Annotated in this window: 18 protein-coding genes, 1 other RNA gene and 1 pseudogene; 2 read left to right on the top strand and 18 right to left on the bottom strand. The window is 68.8% G+C overall.

Features of this window, described 5'->3' with window-relative positions; translation table 11 throughout:
- Position 1 precedes the first annotated feature (1 nt).
- The 11 genes from murC to FBZ90_RS03325 all read right to left on the bottom strand — a co-directional run bounded on the left by murC (position 2) and on the right by FBZ90_RS03325 (position 13,332).
- The gene (gene murC, locus FBZ90_RS03375) at positions 2–1,447 is read right to left on the bottom strand and encodes a UDP-N-acetylmuramate--L-alanine ligase (RefSeq protein ID WP_145729625.1); all 1,446 of its coding nucleotides are present in this window, start codon (positions 1,445–1,447) and stop codon (positions 2–4) included.
- Positions 1,448–1,553: 106 nt separating this feature from the next.
- Complete coding sequence (gene murG, locus FBZ90_RS03370; RefSeq protein WP_145729624.1) at positions 1,554–2,666, bottom strand: undecaprenyldiphospho-muramoylpentapeptide beta-N-acetylglucosaminyltransferase; 1,113 nt, start codon at positions 2,664–2,666, stop codon at positions 1,554–1,556.
- Positions 2,663–3,787 carry an FtsW/RodA/SpoVE family cell cycle protein gene (locus FBZ90_RS03365; protein ID WP_145729623.1) on the bottom strand — a complete coding sequence of 375 codons (1,125 nt, stop codon included), beginning with the start codon at positions 3,785–3,787 and terminating at the stop codon, positions 2,663–2,665. The genes murG and FBZ90_RS03365 overlap by 4 nt, the downstream gene beginning before the upstream one ends.
- The gene (murD, locus tag FBZ90_RS03360; RefSeq protein WP_145729622.1) at positions 3,784–5,223 is read right to left on the bottom strand and encodes a UDP-N-acetylmuramoyl-L-alanine--D-glutamate ligase; all 1,440 of its coding nucleotides are present in this window, start codon (positions 5,221–5,223) and stop codon (positions 3,784–3,786) included. The genes FBZ90_RS03365 and murD overlap by 4 nt, the downstream gene beginning before the upstream one ends.
- 6 nt (positions 5,224–5,229) lie before the next feature.
- Positions 5,230–6,312, bottom strand: a complete 1,083-nt coding sequence (mraY, locus tag FBZ90_RS03355) for a phospho-N-acetylmuramoyl-pentapeptide-transferase (protein WP_420872583.1) — start codon at positions 6,310–6,312, stop codon at positions 5,230–5,232.
- Positions 6,313–6,325: 13 nt separating this feature from the next.
- The gene (locus tag FBZ90_RS03350; protein WP_145729620.1) at positions 6,326–7,792 is read right to left on the bottom strand and encodes a UDP-N-acetylmuramoylalanyl-D-glutamyl-2,6-diaminopimelate--D-alanyl-D-alanine ligase; all 1,467 of its coding nucleotides are present in this window, start codon (positions 7,790–7,792) and stop codon (positions 6,326–6,328) included.
- The gene (locus FBZ90_RS03345; protein ID WP_338121696.1) at positions 7,789–9,285 is read right to left on the bottom strand and encodes a UDP-N-acetylmuramoyl-L-alanyl-D-glutamate--2,6-diaminopimelate ligase; all 1,497 of its coding nucleotides are present in this window, start codon (positions 9,283–9,285) and stop codon (positions 7,789–7,791) included. Before FBZ90_RS03345 ends, FBZ90_RS03350 begins: the two co-directional genes overlap by 4 nt.
- A gap of 105 nt (positions 9,286–9,390) precedes the next feature.
- Entirely contained in the window at positions 9,391–11,142 is a 1,752-nt protein-coding gene (locus FBZ90_RS03340; RefSeq protein ID WP_145729619.1) for a peptidoglycan D,D-transpeptidase FtsI family protein, read from the bottom strand.
- Positions 11,139–11,843, bottom strand: coding sequence for a cell division protein FtsL (gene ftsL, locus FBZ90_RS03335; RefSeq protein ID WP_145729618.1), 705 nt, complete (start codon positions 11,841–11,843; stop codon positions 11,139–11,141). Before ftsL ends, FBZ90_RS03340 begins: the two co-directional genes overlap by 4 nt.
- The gene (gene rsmH, locus FBZ90_RS03330; protein ID WP_145729617.1) at positions 11,840–12,841 is read right to left on the bottom strand and encodes a 16S rRNA (cytosine(1402)-N(4))-methyltransferase RsmH; all 1,002 of its coding nucleotides are present in this window, start codon (positions 12,839–12,841) and stop codon (positions 11,840–11,842) included. Before rsmH ends, ftsL begins: the two co-directional genes overlap by 4 nt.
- Positions 12,838–13,332 carry a division/cell wall cluster transcriptional repressor MraZ gene (locus tag FBZ90_RS03325; protein WP_145729616.1) on the bottom strand — a complete coding sequence of 165 codons (495 nt, stop codon included), beginning with the start codon at positions 13,330–13,332 and terminating at the stop codon, positions 12,838–12,840. Before FBZ90_RS03325 ends, rsmH begins: the two co-directional genes overlap by 4 nt.
- An 816-nt stretch (positions 13,333–14,148) precedes the next feature.
- Here FBZ90_RS03325 and FBZ90_RS03320 point away from each other — a divergent pair.
- Both FBZ90_RS03320 and FBZ90_RS03315 read left to right on the top strand, forming a co-directional pair.
- Positions 14,149–17,217 (top strand): PAS domain S-box protein, encoded by a 3,069-nt coding sequence (locus tag FBZ90_RS03320; RefSeq protein ID WP_145729615.1) that lies wholly within the window; start codon positions 14,149–14,151, stop codon positions 17,215–17,217.
- Positions 17,150–18,046 (top strand): annotated as a pseudogene (locus FBZ90_RS03315) (response regulator); the annotation flags it as partial. The gene FBZ90_RS03320 and the pseudogene FBZ90_RS03315, both read left to right, overlap by 68 nt.
- Before the next feature lie 122 nt (positions 18,047–18,168).
- Here the strand turns inward: FBZ90_RS03315 and rnpB are convergent.
- From rnpB to FBZ90_RS03280, 7 genes are all read right to left on the bottom strand, one after another.
- Positions 18,169–18,599, bottom strand: an RNA gene (gene rnpB, locus FBZ90_RS03310) — RNase P RNA component class A.
- An 86-nt stretch (positions 18,600–18,685) separates the two neighbouring features.
- Positions 18,686–19,396, bottom strand: a complete 711-nt coding sequence (locus tag FBZ90_RS03305; protein ID WP_145729614.1) for an N-acetylmuramoyl-L-alanine amidase — start codon at positions 19,394–19,396, stop codon at positions 18,686–18,688.
- Entirely contained in the window at positions 19,396–20,268 is an 873-nt protein-coding gene (locus FBZ90_RS03300) for a DMT family transporter (protein WP_145729613.1), read from the bottom strand. Before FBZ90_RS03300 ends, FBZ90_RS03305 begins: the two co-directional genes overlap by 1 nt.
- The gene (locus FBZ90_RS03295) at positions 20,265–22,082 is read right to left on the bottom strand and encodes an ATP-binding cassette domain-containing protein (protein ID WP_145729612.1); all 1,818 of its coding nucleotides are present in this window, start codon (positions 22,080–22,082) and stop codon (positions 20,265–20,267) included. The genes FBZ90_RS03300 and FBZ90_RS03295 overlap by 4 nt, the downstream gene beginning before the upstream one ends.
- A 27-nt stretch (positions 22,083–22,109) precedes the next feature.
- On the bottom strand, positions 22,110–22,907 hold the full coding sequence (locus tag FBZ90_RS03290; protein WP_145729611.1) for a TerB family tellurite resistance protein: 798 nt from the start codon (positions 22,905–22,907) through the stop codon (positions 22,110–22,112).
- Between the two features lie 143 nt (positions 22,908–23,050).
- Positions 23,051–23,395: a cupredoxin domain-containing protein gene (locus FBZ90_RS03285; protein WP_145729610.1), complete on the bottom strand. Its 345-nt coding sequence runs from the start codon at positions 23,393–23,395 to the stop codon at positions 23,051–23,053.
- A 25-nt stretch (positions 23,396–23,420) separates the two neighbouring features.
- A complete protein-coding gene (locus tag FBZ90_RS03280; RefSeq protein WP_145729609.1) occupies positions 23,421–24,644 on the bottom strand; it encodes a hypothetical protein in 1,224 nt (407 codons plus the stop codon).
- Positions 24,645–24,705: the final 61 nt, after the last annotated feature.

Genomic DNA, 24,705 nt, shown 5'->3' with positions numbered 1-24,705 from the left:
GTCAGCCCTGGCTCCCCCCATGATGCGAACCGGGAATGGAGGTGCCGAACAGGCGGTCCAGCTCCGCCGGCAGGGCGTTGGCCCAGGTGGTGATGCTGCCGGCGCCCAGGCAGACGACCAGGTCGCCCGGCCGCGCCATGTCGCGGATCATGGACGGCAGCGCCTCGGGCGAGGGCAGGGGCAGGGCGTGGCGGTGGCCGTGGGTGCGCAGGCCGTCGACCAGCGCCTCCTTGGCGACACCGGGGATGGGCGTCTCACCGGCGGCATAGACATCGGCGACGATGACGGCGTCGGCGTCGTTGAAGCAGGTGCAGAACTCCTCGAACAGGCTCTGCAGGCGGGTGTAGCGGTGGGGCTGGACCACGGCGATGGTGCGGCCGGTGCCGGCGGTGCGGGCGGCGCTCAGCACCGCGGCGATCTCCACCGGGTGGTGGCCGTAATCGTCGATGACGACGATGCCGTTGCTCTCCCCCGTCTTGGTGAAGCGGCGCTTCACACCGCTGAACTTGGCCAGGCTCTGGCGGATGCTGTCGTCGCGGATGCCCATGTTGAGGGCGACGGCGATGGCGGCCAGGGAGTTCTGCACGTTGTGCAGGCCGTACATGGGCAGGTGCAGGCCGGTGATGGTCCGCTCCTCCCCCGCCACGCGGTCGGAAACGACGACGTCGTAGAAGGCGCCCTGCACCGTGGTCTGCAGGTTGGTGGCGCGCAGATCGGCCTGGGGGTTGAAGCCGTAGGTGACGATGCGGCGGTCCACCCGGCTGATCAGGGCTTGCACCTCGGGATGGTCGATGCATAGCGCCGCGAAGCCGTAGAACGGGATGTTCTGCACGAACTGGTCGAACGCCTCGCGCGCCTTGTCGAAGGTGCCGTAGAAGTCCAGGTGCTCGGGATCGATGTTGGTGACCACGGCGATGGTGGACGGCAGCTTGGTGAAGGTGCCGTCGCTTTCATCCGCCTCGACCACCATCCAGTCGCCGGAGCCCAGCTTGGCGTTGGTGCCGAGGGCGTTGATGATGCCGCCGTTGATGATGGTGGGGTCGAAGCCGGCGCCGTCCAGCAGGGCCGATACAAGCGAGGTGGTGGTGGTCTTGCCGTGCGTGCCCGCGATGGCCACCGACCACTTCAGGCGCATCAGCTCCGCCAGCATCTCGGCGCGCCGCACCACGGGGATCAGCGCCGCGCGGGCGGCCATGACCTCGGGGTTGTCGCGCTTCACGGCGGAGGAGATGCAGACGACGGCGGCGTCGCCCAAATTCTCCGCCCGCTGACCGATGGACACGGGAATGCCCAGGTCGCGCAGGCGCTTGACGTTGTAGTTGTCGGCCAGGTCGCTGCCCTGGACGGAATAGCCCAGATTGTGCAGCACCTCGGCGATGCCGGACATGCCGATGCCGCCGATGCCCACGAAATGAATGGTGCCGATGGACAGGGGCATCGCCCTCATTGGCCGTCTCCGCTGCGATAGGGGGATTGCGCCCGGGCCGGCCCCGGGGCGGCGGGACCATAGGCGAACGGTGCCGCGGGAGGGAAGCCTGTCTTACGAGGGGGGCTCATGCGGCGGCCCTCCTGTTCTGGGCCGTTTCCAGCACGGCGTCGGCCAGGCGCTCGGCCGCGTCCGGGATGGCGAAGGACCGGGCGCCGGCCGCCGCCAGGGCCAGCGGCGCCGGGTCGTCCAGGAAAGCGGCCAGGCGATCGGCCAGCGCTTCCGCCGTGAACTGGGCATGCGGCATCAGCCAGGCGCCGCCAGCCTCCACCAGGGACTTGGCGTTGGCGGTCTGGTGGTCGTCCATGGCCTGGGGGTAGGGCACCAGGATGGCCGGGCGGCCGGCCACCGCCAATTCCGCCACCGTTCCGGCACCGGAACGGCAAATGGCTACGTGGCAGGCATCCAGCCGACCGGCCATATCGCGGAAGAAGGGGGCCAGTTCGACATCCACGCCCAGGCCGGCGTACCCCTCCCGCGCCTGCTCCATCGTTTCCGGCCGGGCCTGCTGCTTGATGCTCAGGCGCAGGCGATGCTCCGGCGACAGTCGGGCGACAGCGGCGGGCAGGATGGTGCTGAAGACGGAAGCGCCCTGGCTGCCCCCGGTCACCAGGATGGACAGGGTGCTGGTGGGGGCGGTGTAGGGGCGGCCGGCCAGGTCCAGGATGGCGGGGCGCACGGGGTTACCGGTGCGCACGGTTGCCACATGGCGCGGCAGGCCGCTGACCTGGGGAAAGGAGGTGGCGATCAGGCGGGCGCCGCCGGCCAGTAGCTTGTTGGCCCGGCCCATCACGGCGTTCTGCTCATGCAGCACGACCGGCAGGCCCAGGCGCTGGGCCGCGAACACCGTGGGGACGGAGGGATAGCCGCCGAAGCCCACCACCACGGCGGGCTTCAGGGTCTTCAGGATGCGGCGGGCCTGCATGGCGCCGGCCAGCAGCGACAGGGCGGTGCGCGCCTTGGATGCCAGGCCACGGCCGGGCGTGCCGGCGCTCACCCGGTGCACCGGGATATCCGCCAGCCCCTCGCCAAAGGCGTGGCCGCGCGTGTCGGTCACCAGCACCACGGCATGGCCCCGGGCGCGCAGCGCCCTGGCCAGCGCCTCCGCCGGGAACAGGTGGCCGCCGGTGCCGCCAGCCGCCAGGACGATCGGGCCCGTGGGGGGCTGCTGCTGGGTCATGGCAAGTCCCCCTGGCCGAAGCGCTTGCGGGTCAGGGCCAGCAGCATGCCGACGCCGATGCCCAGCGCGATGAGGGAGGAGCCGCCGTAGCTGATGAAGGGCAGGGTCATGCCCTTGGTCGGCATCATGTGCAGGCTGGAGGCCATGTTGATGCAGGCCTGCAGGCCGAACTGCATGGCCAGGCCGGCGGCGCCCAGCATGACGAACAGGCTCTGCTCGCTGTACGCCCGGGCGAAGCTGCGCATCACCACCACGCCGAACAGCAGCACGATGAACAGGCACCACAGCATGCCCAGTTCCTCCCCCGCCACGGCGAAGATGAAGTCGGCATGGGCGTCGGGGATGGTCATCTTGACGGTGCCCTGGCCGGGGCCGGTGCCCCACAGGCCGCCATGCTGGAACGCGTCCAGGGCGCGCTGGACCTGGTAGTTGTCGCCGGCGGCGGGATCAAGGAAGCGGTTCACGCGGCTCTGCACGTGCGGGAACAGGAAGTAGGCGCCGACCAGGCCGGACAGGCCGCACACCACCAGCACCGCCACCAGCAGGATGGGCAGGCCGGCGATGAAGAACTGGCCGAACCACACGGCGCTGACCACGAAGGTCATGCCCAGGTCCGGCTGCATCAGCAGCAGGGCCACGATCATCAGGTAGAAGATGATGCAGACGCCGAAATAGACCACGTTGTTGGTGTGCCGGGCCTGGGCGAACAGCCAGGCGGCCACCACGGCGAAGGCGGGCTTGATGAATTCCGACGGCTGGACCGACAGGCCAGGCAGGTGGATCCAGCGCGTCGCGCCCTTGATCTGCACACCCGACACCAGGGTCAGGGCCACCCCCGCCAGCGACAGCAGGAACAGGATCATCGCCATGCGCCGCACGCCTTTGGGTGACAGCAGCGACACGCCCACCATGATGATCAGGGTGGGGATCAGCATCATCACGTGATGCTGGATGAAGTGGAAGTTATCCAGGCCGATGCGTTCCGCCACCGGCGGGCTGGCGGCCTGGATCAGCACCACGCCGATGGTGGCGATGAGGAAGACGGTGGCCAGGGTCCAGCGGTCGACGGTCCACCACCAGCGGCCGATGACGGATTGGTCGGTACGCGACAGCGTGATCATGACGCCCCGTCCTTTCCGTCTTCCAACTGGTCGGCCAATTGGCGCACGATGCGGACGAAGGCGTCGCCCCGCACCTCGAAGTTGGGATATTGGTCAAAGCTGGCGCAGGCGGGGGACAGCAGCACCGTGCCGCCGCCGGCCTGTTTCGCCAGGGCGTAGGCGGCGGGTACCGCCTGATCCAGCGTGCCGTAGCGGCCATAGCTGACCTTGCCCTCCAGCCAGGGGGCGAATTCCTCCGTCGCCTCACCAATCAGGAAGGCGTGGCGCACCCGACCCATGAAGGGTTCCAGGCCGCTGAGCCCGCCCTCCTTGGCCTTGCCGCCGACGATCCAGTACATGTCCTCGTAGCAGCCCAGGGCCTTGGACGCCGCGTCGGCGTTGGTGGCCTTGCTGTCGTTGACGAAGCGGATGCCGTCGAGGGTGGCGATGGTCTGCTGGCGATGCACCAGGCCGGGGAAGGTGCGCATCGCCTCGGCGATCACCTCGGGCGGCACGCCCACGGCGCGGGTGGCGGCATAGGCGGCGCAGGCGTTCTGCCAGTTGTGGCGGCCGGGCAGGGCCGCGCACTGGCGCAGGTCGACCACGGTCCAGGCTTGTCCCTCGGTATCGTCCACCAGCACGCCATCGGCGGCGTGAACGCCGCCCGGCACCGCGCGTTCCGATGAAATGCGGATGACTTTGCGCCCCTCCTCCGACTCCAGGCTGTCGGCCATGGCGGCGGTGTTGGGCTCATCCACCCCCAGGATGGCGACGGCCGGGGGCTTGGACGGATCGCGGGCGCCCGGCTGGAAGATCAGGCGCTTGGCGGCGATGTAGCCATCCATGCCGCCGTGGCGGTCCAAATGGTCGGGCGTGATGTTCAGCAGGACGGCGGCGTCGAAGCCCAGGGAGGGCGTCAGTTCCAGTTGATAGCTTGACATCTCCAGCACATAGACGTCGCCCCTGGGGTTGTTGGGGGCACCGAGTGCCGGGAAAGTCAGGACGGGGATGCCCAGGTTGCCGCCCACGGCCAGGGTGCGGCCGGCATGGGCCAGGATATGGCCGGTCAGGGCGGTGGTGGTGGACTTGCCGTTGGTGCCGGTGATGCCGACGTAGGCGGCGTCCGGCTGGGCCAGGCGCAGCAGCTCCACATCGCCGATGATGGGCACGCCGGCCGCCTTGGCCCGCGCCGCCACTGGGTGCGGCGCCGGGAAGGTGTGGGGAATGCCGGGCGACAGCACCAGGGCCGCGACACCCGAAAGATCAGCCTCATGCAGGTTGGTCAGGGGGATGCCGGCGGCCTCCGCCGCCTTCTGGCCCCCGGCGCCGTCGTCCCAGGCCAGAACCTCCGCCCCGCTGGCGGCCAGCACGCGCGCTGCCGCCAAACCGGAGCGCGCCAAGCCCATCACCGCCACGCGGCGGCCTTTGAAGGAGGGGAGGAGGATGGGCTGGGACATGGGGGCTTAACGCAGCTTCAGGGTGGACAGGCCGGCCAGGGCCAGGATGACGGCGATGATCCAGAACCGGATGACGACGGTGGGCTCCGACCAGCCCTTTTTCTCGAAATGGTGATGCAGCGGCGCCATGCGGAACACCCGTTTGCCCGTCAGCTTGAAGCTGGCGACCTGCACGATGACCGACACCGTCTCCAGCACGAACAGCCCGCCGATGATGGCCAGCACCAGCTCATGCTTGGTGATGATGGCGACGGTGCCCAAGGCACCACCCATGGCCAGCGACCCCGTGTCGCCCATGAACACCATGGCCGGCGGCGCGTTGAACCACAGGAAGCCCAGGCCGGCGCCCACCAGGGCGCCACAGAACACCGCCAGTTCACCCGTGCCCGGCACGTGGTGGATCTGCAGGTAGTTGGCGAAGACGGCGTTGCCCGACAGGTAGGCGATCAGGCCGAAGCTGGCGGCGGCGATCATGATGGGCACGATGGCCAGGCCGTCCAGGCCGTCTGTCAGGTTCACGGAATGGCTGGAGCCCACGATGACGAACACCGCCCAGGGCCCGAACAGGAAGCCCAGGGGGACCAGCACGTCCTTCAGGAACGGCACGGCCAGGCTGGTGTCCAGCGGGCTCTGCGCCACATGCAGGTACCAGGCGGTGGCCACACCGGAGACCACGATCATGGCCACCATCTTGCCCCGGCCGGACAGGCCCTTGGTGTTGCGCTTGGTCAGCTTCAGGAAGTCGTCGCCGAAGCCCACCAGGCCGAAGCCCACGGTCACCAGCAGCACGATCCAGGTATAGGCGTTGGTGACGTCCACCCACAGCACGGTGGAGATCAGGACCGAGATCATGATCATCAGGCCGCCCATGGTGGGCGTGCCCTTCTTCTTTAGGTGCGTCTCCGGCCCGTCGGTGCGGATGGGCTGTCCCGCGCCCTGCATGGACTTCAGCCAGCGGATAACCCCCGGGCCGATCAGGAAACTGATGATCAGCGCCGTCAGCATGGCCCCGCCCGTCCGGAACGTGATGTACCGGAACAGATTGAAAAGCTGGAAGTCGTCGGCCAGCGGGAACAGCAAATTGAACAACATGGGACGGGTCTTAGCTCCCGGAGACGGCGGGTGAGGGGGGCGGAGGCGGAGTATCCAGGGCTTTCAGGGCGTCGACCACCAGCGCCATGCGGCTGCCGGCGGACCCCTTGACCATGACGATGTCGCCGGCGCGCACGGCGGCCCCCACCAGGGGGGCCAGCTCGGCGCTGCTGTCGGCGTGGGCGCCCCGGCGGTCGGCCGGCAGGCGGTTGAACAGGTGGCGCATGAGGGGGCCGCAGGTGAAGACCAGCCGCACGTCGGCGCTGACCAGGGGCTCGGCCAAGCCGGCATGCAGCGCGGGGGCATCGGTGCCCAGCTCCAGCATGTCGCCCAGCACCGCGATGCGCCGGCCGCCCGGACCCGGCTGGGCCTGGCCCAGCACGGATGCCGAGGCCGCCACCGATACGGGGCTGGCGTTGTAGCTTTCATCGATCAGGGTCAGGCTGCCGCCGCCATGGGGCGTGGCGGGCAGCGGCACGCTCTGGCGCACACCCCGGCCCTTCACCGGGGCCAGGGTGGCCAGGGCCTGGGCGGCGACGGTGACGTCCCCCCCCGCCGCGGCCACGGCCAGCAGCACGGCCAGGCTGTTCAGCGCCTGGTGGCGGCCGGGCACGGCCAGGGTATAGCGGATGACCTCGCCCTGGATTTCGGCGGTCACGTCGCTGCCGGTCGGGCCCAGATCCAGGTCAATCAGGCGGGCGTCGGCCCCGGCGGTGGCGCCGAAGCTCAGCACCTGGCCCACGCCCTGGGTGCGGGCGGCGGCCAGCAGGCGGGCGTATTGCGGGTTGTCCCGGTTCAGGATGGCCGTGCCCTGGCGCGACATGCCCTCGAAAATCTCGGCCTTGGCGTCGGCGATGCCTTCGATGGACGCGAAGAACTCCAGGTGCACCGCCTCGACCGTGGTGATGATGGCGATGTCCGGCCGCGCCATGCGCGACAGCGGGCCGATCTCCCCCGCATGGTTCATGCCCATCTCGAACACGCCATAGCGCGCATCGGACGGCAGGCTGGCCAGCGACAGGGGCACGCCCAGATGGTTGTTCAGGTTGCCTTCGGTGGCGAAGGTGGGCCCCAGCGCGCCGAGCGCGGTGCGCAGGAACTCCTTGGCGCTGGTCTTGCCGACGGACCCGGTGACCGCGATGATCTTGGCGGTGGCGTTCAGCCGCGCCACCCGCGCCAAATCTTCCAGCGCCGCCTGGGTATCATCCACCAGCAGCAGCGGGGCGTCCGCCGGCACGCCCTCCGGCACCTGGCTTACCAGGCAGGCGGCGGCCCCGCGCTGCAAGGCCACCGCGACGAAGGCGTGGCCGTCGAAGTTGGGGCCCTTCAGCGCCACGAACAGGTCGCCGGGCTTCAGGGTGCGGGTGTTGATGGACACGCCGGTGGCGGCCCAATCGGCGCCCAGCGCGCGCCCGTTGGCGGCGGCGGCGGCATCGGCCGCCGTCCACAGCACTTTGCTGGTGGGGGGCGGGGTCATGCCTGCCCTCCCTGGTCTGTTCCGCCAGTGAGGCCCAGCACGCCACGGGCGACGGCGGCGTCGTCGAACGGACGCACTTCCTTGCCCACGATCTGGCCCTGTTCATGGCCCTTGCCGGCGATGACCAGCACGTCGCCGGCCTTCAGCTCGCCGATGGCCAGCGCGATGGCGGCGGCGCGGTCGTCCACCTCGGTGGCGCCGGGGCAGCCGGCCAGCACCTCGGCCCGGATGGCGCCGGGAATTTCCGTGCGCGGATTGTCGTCGGTGACGATGACGCGGTCGGCCAGGCGGGCGGCGATGGCCCCCATCATGGGGCGCTTGCCCCGGTCCCGGTCGCCGCCGCAGCCGAAGACGACGGACAGGCGGCCCTCGGCATGCGGCCGCAGGCTGTTCAGCACCGTCTCCAGCCCGTCGGGCGTGTGGGCGTAATCGACATAGACGGCGGCGCCGTTGTCCAGCGTCGCCACCAGTTCCAGCCGGCCGCGCACGCCGTCCAGCTGCGACAGCAGGCCGGCGGCTGCCTGGGGTTCGGCACCGCTGCCGATGACCATGCCCAGCGCGCACAACGCGTTCCACACCTGGAAGCGGCCGACCAGCGGCAGGACGATGTCGTGGCGGGTGCCCATGACCTCCAGGGTCAGGGCCTGGCCCTGGGGCAGGGGGCGCAGGGCCGTCACCGCCAGCTCGCGGCCCCGCTCGCCAAAGCCGATCAGGGTCTGCTTGCGGGCGCGGGTCAGGTCGGCCAGGGCCTGGAATTCCGGAATGTCGGCATTGACCACGGCCGTGGCCCCGCGCGGCATCACGCGGTCGAACAGCATGGCCTTGGCCTTGAAGTAGGCCTCCATGGTGCCGTGATAGTCCAGGTGGTCACGGGTCAGGTTGGTGAAGCCGCCCACGGTGACCAGCACGCCATCCAGGCGGAACTGGTCCAGGCCGTGGCTGCTGGCCTCCATCGCCAGATGGGTGATGCCGCCCTCGGCCAGGCGCGACAGCGTGCTGTGCAGGGCCACCGGGTCGGGCGTGGTCAGGCTGTCCTCCCGCGGGAAGCCGGGGGCGATGAGGCCCAGGGTGCCCATGGCGCCGGCCTGGTGCCCCTGCAGGGACCACAGCTGGCGGGTGAACTGCGCGGTTGAGGTCTTGCCGTTGGTGCCGGTGACGGCGGCGATGGTGGCGGGCTGGCGCTTGTAGAAGGCCGCCGCCAGTAGGGCGAAGCGCCGCCGGGGGTTGGCGTCCTCGATCAGGCTGACGGGATGGGGCAGGTTTTCAGGCAGCGTGGTGCCCTTGGGCGCCAGCACGGCCACGGCGCCGGCGGCCACCGCCTGGGGTATGAAGTCCCGGCCATCGCGGGCGCTGCCCGGCATGGCGGCGAACAGCATGCCCGGCTTGACGGCGCGGCTGTCCGCGGTCAGGCCGGTGATCTCGGGGTCCCGTTCCAGGGCCAGCGCCGATACGGCGATTTCGGTGCGCGATGCCATCAGATCGGTCAGACGCAAGGGTCCCTCTCACACGTGATGCCGGGGCGGGTTGATAGCGCGCTCCCCGGCATCGGTCGACCCCCACCTTACGGTGCCCTGTCGTCGGGTTTCAGGGGGGGCTGGTTAATTGATGGCCATGGCCTGCAACACCTCGGGATCGTTGCGGACCACCGGCTTGACCCCCAGCAGGGGGGCGGCCTGCCAGACGATGCGCTGGACGGCGGGGGCCGCCACCCAGCCAGCGGTGGCGAAACCGAAGCTCTTCTTGTTGCCATGCGGCTCGTCCACCATGACGAACACCACATAGCGGGGATCGGTCATGGGGAAGGCGCCGGCGAAGGAGGTGCGCAGCGACTTGTGGGCGTAGCCCTTGCCGCTGACCTTTTCCGCGGTGCCCGTCTTGCCGCCCACCAGATAATCCAGGGTGTCCGGCGCCTTCAAGTCGCCCGTGCCGAAGGCCGTCTTGCCCGTGCCCTCCGTCACCACCAGGCGCATCAGCTTGCGCAGGATGGCCGAGGTCTGGGGCGAGATCACCCGCGTCTCGGGGATCTCCGTGTTGGGATCGCGCTTCAGCAGGGTGGCGGGGCGCAGGATGCCGCCGTCCACGACCGCGCCCACGGCGGACACCATCTGGATGGGGCTGACGGAAATGCCGTGGCCGAACGCCACGGTCAACAGCGTGGTCTGCCGCCAAGGGTTGGGCACGAGCGGGGCGCCCACCTCGGGGATTTCCAGGGACGGGGCCTTCAGCATGCCGAAGCGGCCCATATAGTCGCGCTGGACGTCGATGCCGAACTTCTCCGCCATCTTGGCGGAACCGATGTTGGACGACTTGCGGAAGATGTCGACCACATCCATCCAGTAGTTCACCGGCTCATCGTCATGGATGGTGAAGCGGCCGATCTTCAGCGGATGGTTGGTCTCGAACGTCTCGTGCAGCTTCACCGATCCCGTTTCCAGCGCGATGGCCGTGTTCAGGATCTTGAAGACCGAGCCCATCTCATAGACGCCCAGGGTGGCGCGGTTGAACTTCGAATCGTCGTGCATCTCCCCCGGGTTCTGGGGGTCGAAGTCCGGCAGGCTGACCATGGACAGGATTTCGCCCGTCTTGATGTCCATGATCAGGCCGGCGCCGCCGATGGCATTGAAGTCCTGGATGGACTGCGTGATCTCCTTGCGCATGATGTGCTGCAGGCGCACGTCGATGGACAGGCGCAGCGGCTCCGAATTCTCGCGCAGGCGCTTGTCGAACGACTGTTCGATGCCCATCAGGCCGTTGTTGTCGATGCCGGTCAGGCCGATCAGGTGCGCCGTCAGGCTGCCCTGCGGGTAGATGCGGTGCTCCTCCTGCTGGAAGAACACGCCGGGGATGCCCAGCTTGTTGACCTCGAACTCCTGACGGGGCGTCAGGTTGCGCTTGATCCAGACGAAGCGCTTTTCGCCCTTCAGGTCCTTCAGCACCTGGCGATAATCGAGGTCCGGCAGGGTGGCCACCAGCTTGCGCGCGGCCTCCTCCGCATCGATCACCAGCTTGGGATCGGCATAGGCGGACGCGGTGGCCAGCGAGGTCGCCAGCAGCACGCCGTTACGGTCGGTGATCTCCGCCCGGGTGACGGGCAGGGGCCGGGCGGTGGTGTTCTCGGCCACCGGCGGCTCCGCCTCGCGGCTGAACACCATAGTGTCGGCCAGACGCACACCGATGGCGCCCAGCACCAACGCGAACAGGGCCGCCGTCACCAGAAGGCGCGACCGGCCCTGTTCCAGCGCGTGGCTGGTGGGATTGTTCAGGCGAACCCTGCCTTCCGGCCGCGGGGCCTGGATGCGCTCCATGCCCGCGATGTCGAAGCCGGTCAGGGAAAACGGCGCGTCGCTCATCGTGCCGCCCCCAGCTTGGCGCTCAGGGTCTGCTCCGCCATCACCATGGGCTGGGCCTTGGACTTGGCGGCGGCGAGGGTCACCTTGCCGTCCCGGCCGGTCTTGTCGGCGGCGTCCAGGCTGGCCATCAGCGCGCCGATGCTGTCCATGCGCTCAGGGCGCGCGGACTGCTTGGGCGCCGTGGCCGCCGGCTTGGGGGCCGCGACGGCCTTCACCGGGGCGGCCGGCACGTCCGGCGCCTTCAGCGCCACGACCTGCGCCTTGGGCTGGGCCAGCGGCGCGCGGGCGGGGGCCTGGGCGGCGGCCATCTGCACCGCCGTCGCCGTGCTGGCGACGTAGGTGGATTCCGGCGCGGGGGCCGGCTTGACCGTCGGCTGGTCGGCGGGGGCGGGGCTGGCCGCCGGTGTGAGCGGCGCGGGCGCCTCGGGCTTCACCGGGACGGCGGCCATGGCCACCATCTGCTCCGCCTTGGTGGGGCGCAGGGTCAAATGTTCGGTCGCCAGCCGTTCCAGCCGGGTGGGATCGTTCAGGTAGGCCCATTCGGCCCGCAGTACCTGGATGGACTGCTGTTCCTGCGCGATCTGCCGGTTCAGCGAGGCCAGGTGCTCCTGCTCCTCCTGCACGCGATAGCTGGTGTGATAGAGGATGCCGCTGGCGACCGTGGCGAGGCACAGCCAGACGAGCGTGGACTTGCCTATCATGCTGCTTCTCCCATGGGCCAAGCGGGGGCGTTGGTGCGTTCGGCGGCGCGCAACCGAGCGGATCGGGCGCGCGGATTATGGCGAAGTTCCGGCTCGCCAGGGGTGACCCCGCTGCGGCCCAGAAGCTGGAAGGTGGGGGCGGGGCCGCTGTGCGCGGCCGGCATGTGGCGCGAGGGCGCGCCCTCCGATCCGCTGCGCTGGCGCAGGAAGTCCTTGACCCGGCGGTCTTCCAGGGAATGGAAGGAAACGACGGCCAAGCGGCCACCCGGCGCCAGCACCCGTTCGGCGCCGGCCAGGCCGCGGTCCAACTCGCCCAGTTCATCGTTCACATGCAAGCGCAGGGCCTGGAAGCTGCGGGTGGCGGGGTCGATGCCATCCTTCTTCGACCGGGGAACGACGCCGCGGATGATGTCCGCCAGTTGCGCCGTCGTCTCGATTCGCGCGGTCGTACGGGCGGCCACGATGGCGCGGGCGACGCGTCGGGACATGCGCTCTTCTCCCAGGCGCCACAGGATGGTGGCGATGTCGGCCTCGTCGTAGTCGTTGACTACGTCGGCGGCGGTGGGGCCGCTCAGGCTCATGCGCATGTCCAGCGGGCCGTCGAACCGGAAGGAGAAGCCGCGCGAGGGGTCGTCGATCTGGGGGGAGGAGACGCCGATGTCCAGCGCCACGCCGTCCACCGGGCCGATGCCGTGGGCGGACAACAGCTCCGCCATGTCGCCGAACTGGCCCTCGATGATGCGCAGGCGGCCGGGGAAGCGGGCCAGCAGGGGCTCCGCCCGCTTGATGGCGGCGGGGTCACGGTCGATGCCCACCACCTGGCAGTTCGCCGCCTCCAGGATGGCGCGGGTGTAGCCGCCGGCGCCGAAGGTGCCGTCGACGTAGACGCCGCCCTCGCGCACGGCCAGCGCCGTCAGCACCTCCGCCAGCAGGACGGGGATGTGGACCTGGGTAGCCCCCGCCTGGGCGCCCTCAGCCTGGGTAACGGTCGCGGTCATTGCGCCCCCCCACCATTGGACCCGGCCGCCAGCACGGAGTTGGTGCGGGCCAGGATGGTGGACAGCGAGATGTTCTGGGCGCGGCTGCGGTCGCGGCTGGCGGCCTCGTGGGCGGACAGCGCCTCGGGGTCCCAGATCTGGAAGGTGTGGCGGCGGCCGACGAAGGCGGCCCCCTCGGTGATGCCGGCGAACGCCAGGAAGTTTTCCGGCAGGACGATACGGCCCTCCGGGTCGAGGGCCAGGCGGACGGATCCGCCAAACACCGTCGTCTCGATCAGGTCGCGCATGTCATCGGGCATGTTGGGGTTGTCCAGCGCCTCTGACAGGCGATCCATATAGTCGACGCTGCACGCATCGATGGCGTTGGCCTGCAGCGACCGGAAGACGATCAGCTCCGTCTGTCCACCAAGGACGCCGCGGAAGGAAGACGGGACTGAAACCCGACCCTTCTTGTCGACCTTGTTCACATATGTGGACAGGAACAAGCCCATCGATCCCCGCGTCTCCTGCGCCTCCGCGCCCCATCCGATCCGGCACCAGGCCCGCCTTCAGAATGCGCCGCACCTCCGGGTAAGACCGGACAGGCATGCGCGCCCTGTTTTTGGGTCCATATGGGGTACCATGGGAAGTTATGGGCGTCAATGGGAGGAGGGGGCTGAATGCTTGTCCACACTGTGCTTTTCCACAGTTGTGGATAAGGTTCTTCTTGGTTGCGACCTTAAATCGAATGGGTAGGTGCGCTTGCCCCATATTCCCGGGTTTCCGCCGAATTTAATAGGCGGCGACCAAGCGACACCTATCCTGTGGATAAAGGCCTGGCCAATGCCTCTGTTAATGAAAAGGGCGTGAAATCTTTTGGATATGCCATCCTGGTTATTCGGTGGCCGCATTTCAGGCCAAGTAGTCGTCAGCCTTAAGTCACCCACCAAATATGGTAAGGGAAAGGTGATAGGCCCCCGATATGTAGGCCGCCAGGGTGGCTGGCAGGGAATTTCCCATCATTTTCCCATGAATTCCCATGCCGGGCCCATGCCGAGCCGTGTCGCCCATGTCTTCCCAAGGCGCGCCCTCAGGCACCCATTGTCCCGGCACTTTCCCATGGCTGCCCATGTCGGGGCTGTGCCGGCGCGGCGCGCCCCGCCGGCCATGACGCACGGGCCCCGCCGAGCGAAGGGAACCTATTCGATTGCACCAAGGCCCACGCGCGATGTCGTTGCCGCAGCCAAGATAAAATTAAGCATTCCCGTCGTATCACCGCAGGTGGAAAGGGAGATTCTCCCCATTGTATTCCCGGAAGGGTGTGATTCGTGGCGGCACTGTTCCCTTCGGAGGTTGACCACCGGTCCGGCGGCATCGTCCTGAGCCGCCAATTCCTGTTCCTGTTCCTGCCCATCGCCGTCCTTCTTCTGGCCGGTGCGCTGCTGATCGCCCAAGCGCGGGTGAAGGCGGAAATGGACCGCATGGTCATGGCCGACGCCGGCGGCGTCGATTTGGGCGCCGGCCGTCTGCGCGACCGTCTCGAGGAACCGCAGCGGGATTTGCGCTCCCTCGCCACCGAGGTCGCCACCCGCGCGGCGGTCGACGCGCCCACGGCCGCCGCCCTCGCCCAGTTGACGGGGGAACTGACGACCCTACTTCGCCGTGACCCGCGATATGACGGGGCGGCGTGGGTCGACCAGAGCGGCAAGGAACGGGTCCGGGCTTGCCGGGCCGGGTCAGGGCCCGACCCGGTCGCCGTCCCGCCGGAGAGGCTGGCGGACCTGTCGGGCGACGCCTTGTTCGTACGGACGGTGAACGGGTTGCCCGGCGCCATCCAGATCATCGGACCGGACGGGGGCCCGACCGGCCGGGCAACCGGTCGGGCCCTGCGGTTGGCGACGCCGGTGGCGGCTGCCGATGGCACGGGCCGGGGCGCGATGATCCTGGGGGTGTCGAAGACCTACCTGTTCCAGGACCTGATGGCGCCTCCCGGCGGCGCGTGGCCCATGGTCCTGGACCACTCCGGGAATTGGCTGTTCGGTGGCAGCGAGACGGACCGGTGGGACCTCGTCGTCAGCCGTCAGTCCCTGGCCAACGCCTATCCCAAGGTTTGGACACGGATGACCGCGGCGCCGAACGGCCGGTTGGTTGATGCCAGCGGCATCTGGACCTGGCGCCTGGTTCGGCTTGGGAGCGTGGGCTTGGCCGCGGAAGACCCTGGAGATGCCCGCTGGCTGGTTGTCACCCATAGAACTGCGGCGGATGTGGCCGGGGCGCGGGCGGCCATCTGGGAACAGGTGATGGGCGTGACGGCACCCCTGCTGGGATTGTTCGCGCTCCTGTCCTGGTTCGCGGCGGCGCATACCCGCGCCCGGGAACAGGCGGCGCGCGCCGCGCTCGCGGCCGAGGTGGCGGAGCGGGAGGGCCGGCGCCGCGTCGCTGAACTGGAGCAGGCCCACCGGGCCAGCGCCATGCTGGCCGCCATCGTCACCTCGTCGGACGACGCCATCGTCAGCAAGACGGTGGAGGGACGCGTCACCAGTTGGAATCCCGGTGCCGAGCGGCTGTTCGGCTACACCGCCGAGGAGATGGTCGGCCAGTTCGTGACAGCCATTTTCCCAGCCGACAGGTTGGAGGAGGAGACGGCGATCCTGGACCGGGTGCGGCAGGGCGAGACGGTGGGCCATTTTGACACCGTCCGCCGCCACAAGGATGGCCATCTCGTCGATATTTCGGTTGCCGTGTCCCCCATCCGCGATACGGCGGGCCGGATCATCGGCGCGTCCAAGATCGCGCGCGACATCACCGAGCGGAAACGGGCCGTCGATCAGATGGCCGAGTATCGCCGCACTCTGGAAATGCAGGTCGCGGAACGCACGCAGGAGATCGTCGCGGCCAACAGCCAGCTGGAAGCCGCGCTGCGGCAGGCGAACGCGGCCAACGATGCCAAGAGCCGGTTCGTCGCCAACATGAGCCATGAGCTTCGCACCCCCATGAACGCCGTCCTGGGTTTTCTGGCATTGGTGCTGGAGCGCGACCTCCCGCCGGAGATCCGGCGACAGTTGCTGATGGCACATCGGGCCGCGCAGGCCCTGCTGGCCCTGATGAACGACCTCTTGGACCTGTCCCGCCTGCAAAGTGGCAGCCTGGTTCTGGAACCGGTGCTTTTCGATCTGCACGGGCAGATGCGCGCCTGTTTGGGCCAGGTCGGGGAAAAGGCGCGGGAGAAGGGGCTGACGTTGGCGCTGGACTACGGCCTGGGTTCCGATCAGGCGCATATTGGCGACCCCGCGCGTGTCCGCCAGATCGTCCTCAAACTGCTCGACAACGCGATAAAATTCACCCAGAGCGGCGACGTGCGGCTCTCGGTGCGGGCGGGGCCGAAGCCGGGGTTGGTGGAACTGGCGGTCACCGATACCGGGATCGGCATGACGGCGGACCAGGTGGACCGCATCGTCGATCCCTTCTTCCAGGCCGACAGCCGGCCCACCCGCCGGTTCAACGGACTGGGCCTGGGGGTTTCCATCTGCAAGGAACTGGCCGAACTCATGGGCGGGGCCATCGCGGTGGAAAGTCGTCCGGGTCAGGGCAGCACGTTCCGGGTCCGTCTGTGGCTGCCGTCGGCGCCGGGCGGGCTTTCCTCGGCGGCCGGTTCCGCAAGCCCGGTCGAGGGCACCGCCGCCCCCCGTCATTTCACCGTCCTGCTGGTCGATGACGTGGTGGAGAACCTGGAGCTTGCCCAGCTTCATCTCAAGGAACGGGGCCATGCCGTCGTCACCGCCCGGGATGGCGAGGAGGCGGTGGCGCTGTCACGGGACCGGCGCTTCGACATCATCCTCATGGATGTGCAAATGCCGCGCTGCTGCGGGAAGGAGGCGACGCGCCGCATCCGCCAGGGGACCGGCGCCTGCGACCCCTCCGTGCCCATCATCGGACTCAGCGCGGATGAGAGCCTGGGGGAACGCCAGGCCTGCCTGGATGCCGGCATGACCGCCTATGTCACCAAGCCCGTCGATTACGACGCCCTGGCCGACCTGATGCAGCGGCTGGTTTCCGGCGGCGCCGCAGCGGCACCAGCCGTCCCGGCCCCATCCCCGGCGGTCCAGCCCGCTCAAGGGGCGGTCCTGCAGGTGGGGGCCGCTTCCCCCGACGCGCGCCGGGCATTAAGCGCATTGCGCCACGCCCTGGAAAGTGATGACGTGGAGCGTATCGAGCCCGCCCTGCACAACCTGCGCGAAACTGGGCTGGCGGGCCGGCAGATGAGGACACTGGAACGCCTGGTGCACGAATTCGAGTTCGAGCAGGCCCGTGCCATGGTCGCCGGCCTGGATGAAGCCCTGGCCGCCCGGGGGGCGCTTCCGGTGGCCGTCGACCAAGGATTATCCGCTCATGGATAAGCTATGGAAGATACTGATCGTGGACGACGAGGCGGTGAATCTCCACGTCCTGCGCGACATCCTCTCCGACAGCTATGCCCTGGTCTTCGCCAAGGGCGGTCAGCAGGCGCTGGATTCTGCGCACCGGCACCGGCCGGACCTGATCCTCCTCGACGTCATGATGCCGGACATGGACGGCTATGAGGTCTGCCGCCAGCTGAAGGCGGAGCCGGATTTGCGCCATATCCCCGTGATCTTCGTGTCCGCGATGGGAACGGTGGAGGATGAGGCCCGCGGGTTCGAGGTGGGGGCCATCGACTATGTCACCAAGCCGGTTTCAGCGCCCCTGGTGCGTGCGCGCGTGCGCACCCAAATCGCCCTGGTCGACCAGGCGTCCATCCTGGACCGGCTGTGCGTTGCCGGCGAGTACAAGGACCAGGAAACCGGCGACCATGTGCGTCGCATCGGTCATTACGCCGAACTGCTGGCCCGGGCGCTGGGGTGGGGGGAAGATTGCTGCCAGGCCCTGCGGCTGGCGGCGCCCATGCACGACATCGGCAAAATCGCCATACCCGACAGCATCCTGTTGAAGCCGGGCAAGCTGGACGCGGAGGAAATGGCCGTCATGCGCACTCATCCCGAACGGGGGGCGGCGATCATTGGCACCAACGGTCCGGCCCTGCTGCGGCTGGCCGCCAGCATCGCCCTGACCCATCACGAGAAATGGGATGGAAGCGGCTATCCCCGCGGCCTGTCGGGAACGGACATCCCCATCGAGGGGCGCATGGTCGCGCTGGCGGATGTCTATGACGCCCTGCTGTCACCCCGGCCGTACAAGCGGCCCTGGTCGCGGGCGGAGGTCACCGCCCACCTGGCGTCCGAGGCGGGCCGCCATTTCGACCCCACGCTGACGCCCCTGTTTTTGGAGGCCGTGGCGGCCGACCATGCTGCTGCCGGTGACAGGGTCGGTAATCTGCCAGACGGTCTGTAAGCCGGGTTCTGTCCTCCGGCCCGTCCCCCCGTGAAGGGGGCAGCGGCCGTGGGATGGCCATTCATCTGGGACGCCTGTCGCCAGGCGCCTCGCGCGACCTACCCGGGCGGCGGCTCGGAAGATGCTTTGGCCGGTTGCCCGGCCGTGCCGCCCCTATTCGATCTTGCTCCCGGTGGGGTTTACCGTGCCGCCCCTGTTGCCAGGGGCGCGGTGCGCTCTTACCGCACCCTTTCACCCTTGCCTGACGGCCATTCCCCGAAGGAGGCGGCCGGCTGGCGGTTTGCTTTCTGTGGCACTTTCCCTAGGGTCGCCCCCGCCAGGCGTTACCTGGCACCGTTCTTCCGTGGAGCCCGGACTTTCCTCCCCCCGGCGGCTTTCGCCATTGCCGGAAGGCGGCCATCCGACCGTCTGGCAGGCGGCGACCCTAGGCGCACGGGTTCGCGGATGCAAGCGCGCAAAACAGGCCCATGGCATGAATTGTCCACCTGGGACCTGTGGTCAAGCCGCCGACTGTCCAGCCCGGGTCAGCAGGCTTTGCAGCCGCCGCACGGTTTCGGCATCCGCCGGCTGACCCAGCGCCTCCGGGTGCCAATGGCGCTGGAAGGCGGTCAGCGTCTCGCTGAAAGTCGCGATGTCCAGGTCGTAGCCCAGGCGCGCCAGCAGCCGGGCCACCTGGTCCTGATCCGGGTCCCCCCTGGGCCGTGGGACTCCGGTGTCCGGCCACAAGCCGATGCCGGCACCGGCCAAGCCCCGCCAGTCGAATAATTCACCCGGGTCCTGTTTGCGGGCGGGCGCCATGTCGGAATGGGCGATGACGTTGCCGGCCGGGATGGGGTGCCGCGCCAGGATGCCCTGGCAAAGATCGGCGACGGCCCGCATCTGCGCGTCCGGGAAGGGGCGGTAGCCGTACTCGTGTCCTGGGTTCACGATCTCCACCCCGATGGAGTGGCTGTTGACATCGCTGATCCCGCGCCAGGCCCCACGGCCGGCATGCCAGGCGCGGCGGCCCTCATCCACCAGCTGCCAGACGGTGCCATCCTCTGCCACCATGTAATGGGCGCTCACCTCTGCCGCCGGGTCGCACAGCCGGTCCAGGGCGGCCTCGGCTGACGCCATGCCGGTGTAGTGCAGCACCAGCATGTCGACGCTGGCCCCATCCGGCCGGGGGCCATGGTTGGGTGAGGGGCGGTCACGGAAGCGCATGCGCATCAACTCGCCGTTCGGGCCGTCACCAGGCGGGGGCGGCGCAGCAGCACCACGCCCACGCCGGCGATGGTCACCAGCGTGCCCGCCGCCAGGTGCCAGGACAAGGGCTCACCCAGCAGGGCCACACCACCCGCGACACCGAACACCGGCACCAGCAGCATGAAGGGCATGGTCTGGTTGACGGCGTAGCGCTGCACCAGCGGGAACCACAGCACATAGGCCAGAATGGTGGAGATCAGCGCCATGAACAGGATGGAGGCCCAGGCCGCCGGTGGCGCTGTCTGGATCGCCGCCCACTGCCCATCCTCCAACACCGCGGACATCAGCACCAGCTGCGGTACAGCGAACAGGGCCATGTAGCCGTTCAGCGTGAACGGATCCATGGGCGGCATCCATTTCAGCTGGATGCTGGAAAAGGCGAAGGCCGCCGCCGCCAGCACCACCAGGCCCAGATGCGCGGGGTCGTCGGCCCCGCCAGGATGATAGGCGATGATGCCGACGCCGGCGATGGCCGCCGCCATGCCCACCGCCCGGCGCCAGCCCAGCCTGTCCTTGAAGAACATGGCCGCCATGAGGGAGGCGAAGGGTACCTGCAGCTGGATGGCGACGGAGGCCGCGGCGGCGCTGCATCCCATCAGGCCACTGAACACCAAGGGGAAATGCAGGCCCCCCAGCACGAAGGAATAGGCCAGCACCGGCCGCACGTGGCCCCATGGCAGCCGCCGCCAGGGCACCAGCACCAGCGCCACCAGCGCGAAGCGGATGGCCATGGCGGTGATGGGATGGAATTGGCGCAGGGCGAATTTCGAGATGGAGAAGTTGATTCCCCAGATGGCCACGACGGCCAGGGCGCGCAGGATGTCCAGCGGCCTCACGCCCCGCTCTCCAGCTCCTCCTTCAGCGCCTCCAGTTCCAGCCAGCGCTCCTCGGCCGTGGCCAGGTCCTGATGGACCTTGTCCAGCTCGGCGGTGGCCTTCTGGAAGGCCGCCGGGTCGCGGGCGTAGAGGGTGGCGTCGGCCAGCTTTGCCTCCAGCTTCTTCACCTGGTCGCCCAGCTTGTCCATCAGCGCCGGCAGCTGGTCCAGCTCACGCTGTTCTTTGTAGCCCAGCTTGCGCTTGGCCTTCGGGGCCTCCGCCGCCTTGGGGGTGTCCGCCGTCTTGACTGCGGCGCCGGCGGCCGGGGCGCGGGCCGGGCGCTGGACCAGATAGTCGCTGTAGCCGCCGGCATATTCCGCCACCACGCCATCACCCTCCACCGCGATGGTGGAGGTGACCAGCCGGTCCAGGAAGTCGCGGTCGTGGCTGACCAGCAGCAGGGTGCCGGGATAGTCGCTCAAGACCTCTTCCAGCAGGTCCAGCGTGTCCATGTCCAGGTCGTTGGTCGGTTCGTCCAGCACCATCAGGTTGCTGGGCTGGGCGAACAGCTTGGCCAGCAGCAGGCGGTTGCGCTCGCCACCCGAAAGCGCCCGGGTCGGCTGTTCCAGCATGCCGCCGTCGAACAGGAAGTCCCGCATGTAGGAGGCGACGTGGCGGGGCGTACCGCCCACCACCACGCTGTCGCCGCCGAAGGGCAGCAACACCTGGCGGATGGTCTGGTTGGGGTCCAACTGGGCGCGGCGCTGGTCGAACACCACCGTCTCCAGGTTGGTGCCACGGCGGATGGTGCCACTGTCCGGCGCCAGTTCACCCATCAGCATCTTCAGGAGGGTGGTCTTGCCCGCACCGTTGGGTCCGATCAGGCCCACCCGGTCGCCGCGGAGGATGCGGGTGGAAAAGTCGCGGGCGATGATTCGGGTCTTGCCTTCCGCATCCTGGAAGCTCTTGGCGATGTTGGTCGCCTCGATCACCAGCCGGCCGGAGTTCTCGGCATCCGACACCGCCAGCTTCACCTGGCCCTGGCGGTTGCGGTCGGCACGCTCCTTGCGCAAGCCCTGAAGGGCGCGGACGCGGCCCATATTGCGGGTGCGCCGGGCGCTGATGCCCTCGCGCAGCCACTTCATCTCCACCGCGATTTTGCGGTCCAGCTTGGCGAAGGCCAGGTCCTCGGCCGCGAACACCTCATCCCGCCAGGCCTCATACTCGGCGAAGGGGCGTTCCGTCTCACGCATGGTGCCGCGGTCCAGCCACATCGTCTTGCGCGCCAGAGTGTTCAGGAAGGTGCGGTCGTGGCTGATCAGCAGCAGGCCGCCGCGAAAGGCCTGCAGCGCCTTTTCCAGATACTCGATGGTCGGCAGGTCCAGGTGGTTGGTCGGCTCGTCCATCAGCAGGACGTCGGGGTCGCTGACCAGGGCCTGGGCGATGGCGGCGCGGCGCGCCTCGCCGCCCGACAGGGTCGCGGCCGCGCGGTCGCCGGGCAGGCTCAGTTCGTCCAGCACCGCCTGGACGCGATAGGGCGCGTCCTCCACCAATCCGGCGCTGACGAAGTCCGCCACCGTGGCATGGCCGCTGAAATCCGGTTCCTGGTGCAGATAGCCGATGCGGGCGCCCGGCTGGATGAAGCGCTCCCCCTTGTCCAGGTCGACCACGCCGGCGAGGGCCTTCAGCAGGGTGGATTTGCCGCTGCCGTTGCGGCCGACCAGGGCGATCTTGTCCCCCCGGCCGATGGCGACGTCCACGTCCTGGAACAGGGTGGTGGCACCCAGGGTGATCTGGGCGTTCTTCAGGGCGACGATGGGCGGGGTGGGGGCCATGGAAGCGGTATGCTCTGAGATGCGGGGTTACTGGTTTGGGCCGGCGGGCGTGCCGGCCCGCAGGCTTTGGACCTTGTCATAGGCGGCGTTCAGCGCGGCCGTCTTTTGGGTGGCGACCTCCACGAACTCCGCCGGCAGGCCCTGGGCCATGACCGTGTCGGGATGGTTGTCGCGCAAGGCCTTGCGCCAAGCCAGCTTGATTTCCGCATCGCTGGCGGTACGGGGGACGCCCAGCACGGCGTAGGGATCGTCCAGCGGGTCGTCATAGCCGCAGGCGGCCCCGCCATGGATGCGGCGGATGCCCTCGAACGTGGTGTCGGGAATGCCGAAGAGGCGGGCGACCTCCGCCAGGAAGGCCAGTTCGGCCGGATGCAGGCGGCCATCGGCCGCGGCGATGTGGAACAGGCAGCCCAGCAGGTCCTCCAGCACGGTCGGCCGGTCGTGGAACATGCCGGCCAACTGGCGGGCATAAGATTCGAAGCCCACGCTGTCGCGTCTGGCCATGTCGAAGACGCGGCCCACATGGCGCGCCTCCTCCGCCGGGATCTGGAACACGCGCTTGAAGGCGTCGATCTCCGCCCGGTCCACCACGCCATCGGCCTTGGCCATCTTGGCGCCAAGGACGATGACGCCGATGGTGAAAGCCATGCTGCGCGTTTGATCCGGCTGGCCGTCCGGGCCCGGCGGCACCGGGGGCTGGGACGGCCAGGCGTCGGCGGCCCAGGCATCGGCGGCATGGCCGGCGGCCACCCCCAGCAGCGCACCCAGCGGGCCGCCCACGGCGAAGCCCGCGACCCCGCCCACGATCTTTCCCCAGATGCTCATCGATCCCAGCCTCGGCCATAGCTAGGCCCGCCGGATTTGCCGGGCCGGCCGCACCATAGCCGGCCGGCCCGGTCACGCCAATGGGCTCAACCGGCCGCCCCCGGGTTCGCCCCGGGGTTCGCTTGGGGGTTCGCCTATGGGGCTCATTGCTGGACGGTGACCAGCAGCTCCATGTTGTGGTGGATGTCGCAGCTGACGACGACCAGCTTTTCCGTGGTGTCGAAGACGATCTTGTTCTCCTGGCCGGGCGCCTGAAGGTCCAGGTCGAACAGGAAGTGCGGGGTGTAGGACACCACGTGGTGCGGCTGGTTGTCGTCATTGCGGATGATGACGATGTCGCCGCGCTTGATGGTCAGGGTCGAGGGCACGTACTGCCCGTTCTTCTGCGTGACGGTGTAGGTCGCCGGCTCCGCCTGCGCGGCGACGGAAAAAAGGCCCAGGGCCAAGGTCAGGGCGGCGCTACGGATGGCGGTACGGATGGGGGACATGGTGTTCGCTTCCTTGAGGGAGAGGTCAGATGCTGAGGCGGACGGACAGTTGGAACTGCCGGTTCGCCGTGTCCGCCGGCTGGTCCAGGACGGTGCGCAGGGGACGGTTGCTGTCGATGTTCATCAGTTCACCGGTCAGGGTGAGATAGCGGGTGGCGCGCCAGGCGGCGCTCAGCACCTCCGCCTTGCCGTGCTCGCTGAAATTCACCCGATCGGCGGGGCCGCGCTCGGCGGTGCCGAAGGCGTCGACGCGGAAGCCGAAGCGGAAATCCCGCCAGTCATAGCCGAGAAGGACGTAGGCGGACTCGAACTGCGTCGTGCTGCGGCTGTCGGGGGTGGGGGCGATGATGGTGACGCCGCGCATGGCCTGTGACATCAGCACGAAGCCATAGGGCAGCCGCTGTTCCAGGCTGGCACTCCAGAACCGCGTCTCCCAGGCCAGTTGCACGCGGAAGGCGGAGGGGTCGGCATTGTTGTCATAGCGCATGACCGACAAGCGGGGCAGCCCCGGCTTCTGCCAGGTGGCGCCCGCATACCAGCCGGGTGTGTCGTCGATCTCGCGGTACATGTCGATGCGGATGGGCGGCTGGCGGAAGGAGTCGGCCGTGGCGTCGGGCTCGCGCGGGCGATCCAGCAGGCCCACGGGCCGGTCGTTGAAGGTCCAGCCGCGCACGGACAGCAGCGCGCCCGCCGGGTCGTTCCAGCCGTAGACGGCGCCGAACAGGTCCACCCGCCCGATGTCGCCGTGCCAGGTGTAATTGATCTCGCCGCCGATGGTGCGCAGCTCATCCCCAACCCAGCTGTTGATGGCGGATGGTGTCAGCGTGTAGGTGGGCGTCCAGCCCGGCCCGTCGTTCTCCAGCGAGATGGGCGGGAAGAAGGCGCCGACCTTGATCGTGACGTCGCTGGCGAAGGCGGGATGCCAGCGGGCGTAGGATTCGATGACGTCGAAGATCGTCTTCTGCTTGGGGTCGATGCGGATCTGGCCCTGAACGTCCAGCCCCTGCGCCACCTTCCACACGCCCATGACGTCGGCCTCGGCGAATTCCTCGGTGACGGAACCCGACTTGCCGTCCCCGCCATAGCGGGTCTTGCCCAGGCCGCCGTCCAGCCAGGATTTCTCGGCACTGGTGGCGACGGTGCGGAAGTCGGCGAAGCCGTTGAGGTAAATATCCATGGCCTGTGCCGGCAAGGCCGACAGGCCCGTCAGCAGTACCGCCGCGCATGCCGGCAGGTGGGATGGGCGCATTCCCCGTAAGCTCCTTTTCGGTTCAGGCCCTTTGATTCGGCCTTACAGGAAAGACGGGAGA

The sequence above is a fragment of the Nitrospirillum pindoramense genome (assembly GCF_007827955.1).
GTDB classification, from domain to species: Bacteria; Pseudomonadota; Alphaproteobacteria; order Azospirillales; family Azospirillaceae; genus Nitrospirillum; species Nitrospirillum amazonense_B.
Note: the sequence above shows the minus strand (reverse complement) of the source record. Positions and strands in the feature narration are given on the sequence as shown.

Excerpts from the sequence above, each read along its gene's own strand:
- murC (WP_145729625.1), bottom strand. The coding sequence starts at position 1,447 with ATGAGGGCGATGCCCCTGTCCATCGGCACCATTCATTTCGTGGGCATC.
- murG (WP_145729624.1), bottom strand. The coding sequence starts at position 2,666 with ATGACCCAGCAGCAGCCCCCCACGGGCCCGATCGTCCTGGCGGCTGGC.
- FBZ90_RS03365 (WP_145729623.1), bottom strand. The coding sequence starts at position 3,787 with ATGATCACGCTGTCGCGTACCGACCAATCCGTCATCGGCCGCTGGTGG.
- murD (WP_145729622.1), bottom strand. The coding sequence starts at position 5,223 with ATGTCCCAGCCCATCCTCCTCCCCTCCTTCAAAGGCCGCCGCGTGGCG.
- FBZ90_RS03350 (WP_145729620.1), bottom strand. The coding sequence starts at position 7,792 with ATGACCCCGCCCCCCACCAGCAAAGTGCTGTGGACGGCGGCCGATGCC.
- FBZ90_RS03340 (WP_145729619.1), bottom strand. The coding sequence starts at position 11,142 with ATGAGCGACGCGCCGTTTTCCCTGACCGGCTTCGACATCGCGGGCATG.
- ftsL (WP_145729618.1), bottom strand. The coding sequence starts at position 11,843 with ATGATAGGCAAGTCCACGCTCGTCTGGCTGTGCCTCGCCACGGTCGCC.
- rsmH (WP_145729617.1), bottom strand. The coding sequence starts at position 12,841 with ATGACCGCGACCGTTACCCAGGCTGAGGGCGCCCAGGCGGGGGCTACC.
- FBZ90_RS03325 (WP_145729616.1), bottom strand. The coding sequence starts at position 13,332 with ATGGGCTTGTTCCTGTCCACATATGTGAACAAGGTCGACAAGAAGGGT.
- FBZ90_RS03305 (WP_145729614.1), bottom strand. The coding sequence starts at position 19,396 with ATGCGCATGCGCTTCCGTGACCGCCCCTCACCCAACCATGGCCCCCGG.
- FBZ90_RS03295 (WP_145729612.1), bottom strand. The coding sequence starts at position 22,082 with ATGGCCCCCACCCCGCCCATCGTCGCCCTGAAGAACGCCCAGATCACC.
- FBZ90_RS03290 (WP_145729611.1), bottom strand. The coding sequence starts at position 22,907 with ATGAGCATCTGGGGAAAGATCGTGGGCGGGGTCGCGGGCTTCGCCGTG.
- FBZ90_RS03285 (WP_145729610.1), bottom strand. The coding sequence starts at position 23,395 with ATGTCCCCCATCCGTACCGCCATCCGTAGCGCCGCCCTGACCTTGGCC.
- FBZ90_RS03280 (WP_145729609.1), bottom strand. The coding sequence starts at position 24,644 with ATGCGCCCATCCCACCTGCCGGCATGCGCGGCGGTACTGCTGACGGGC.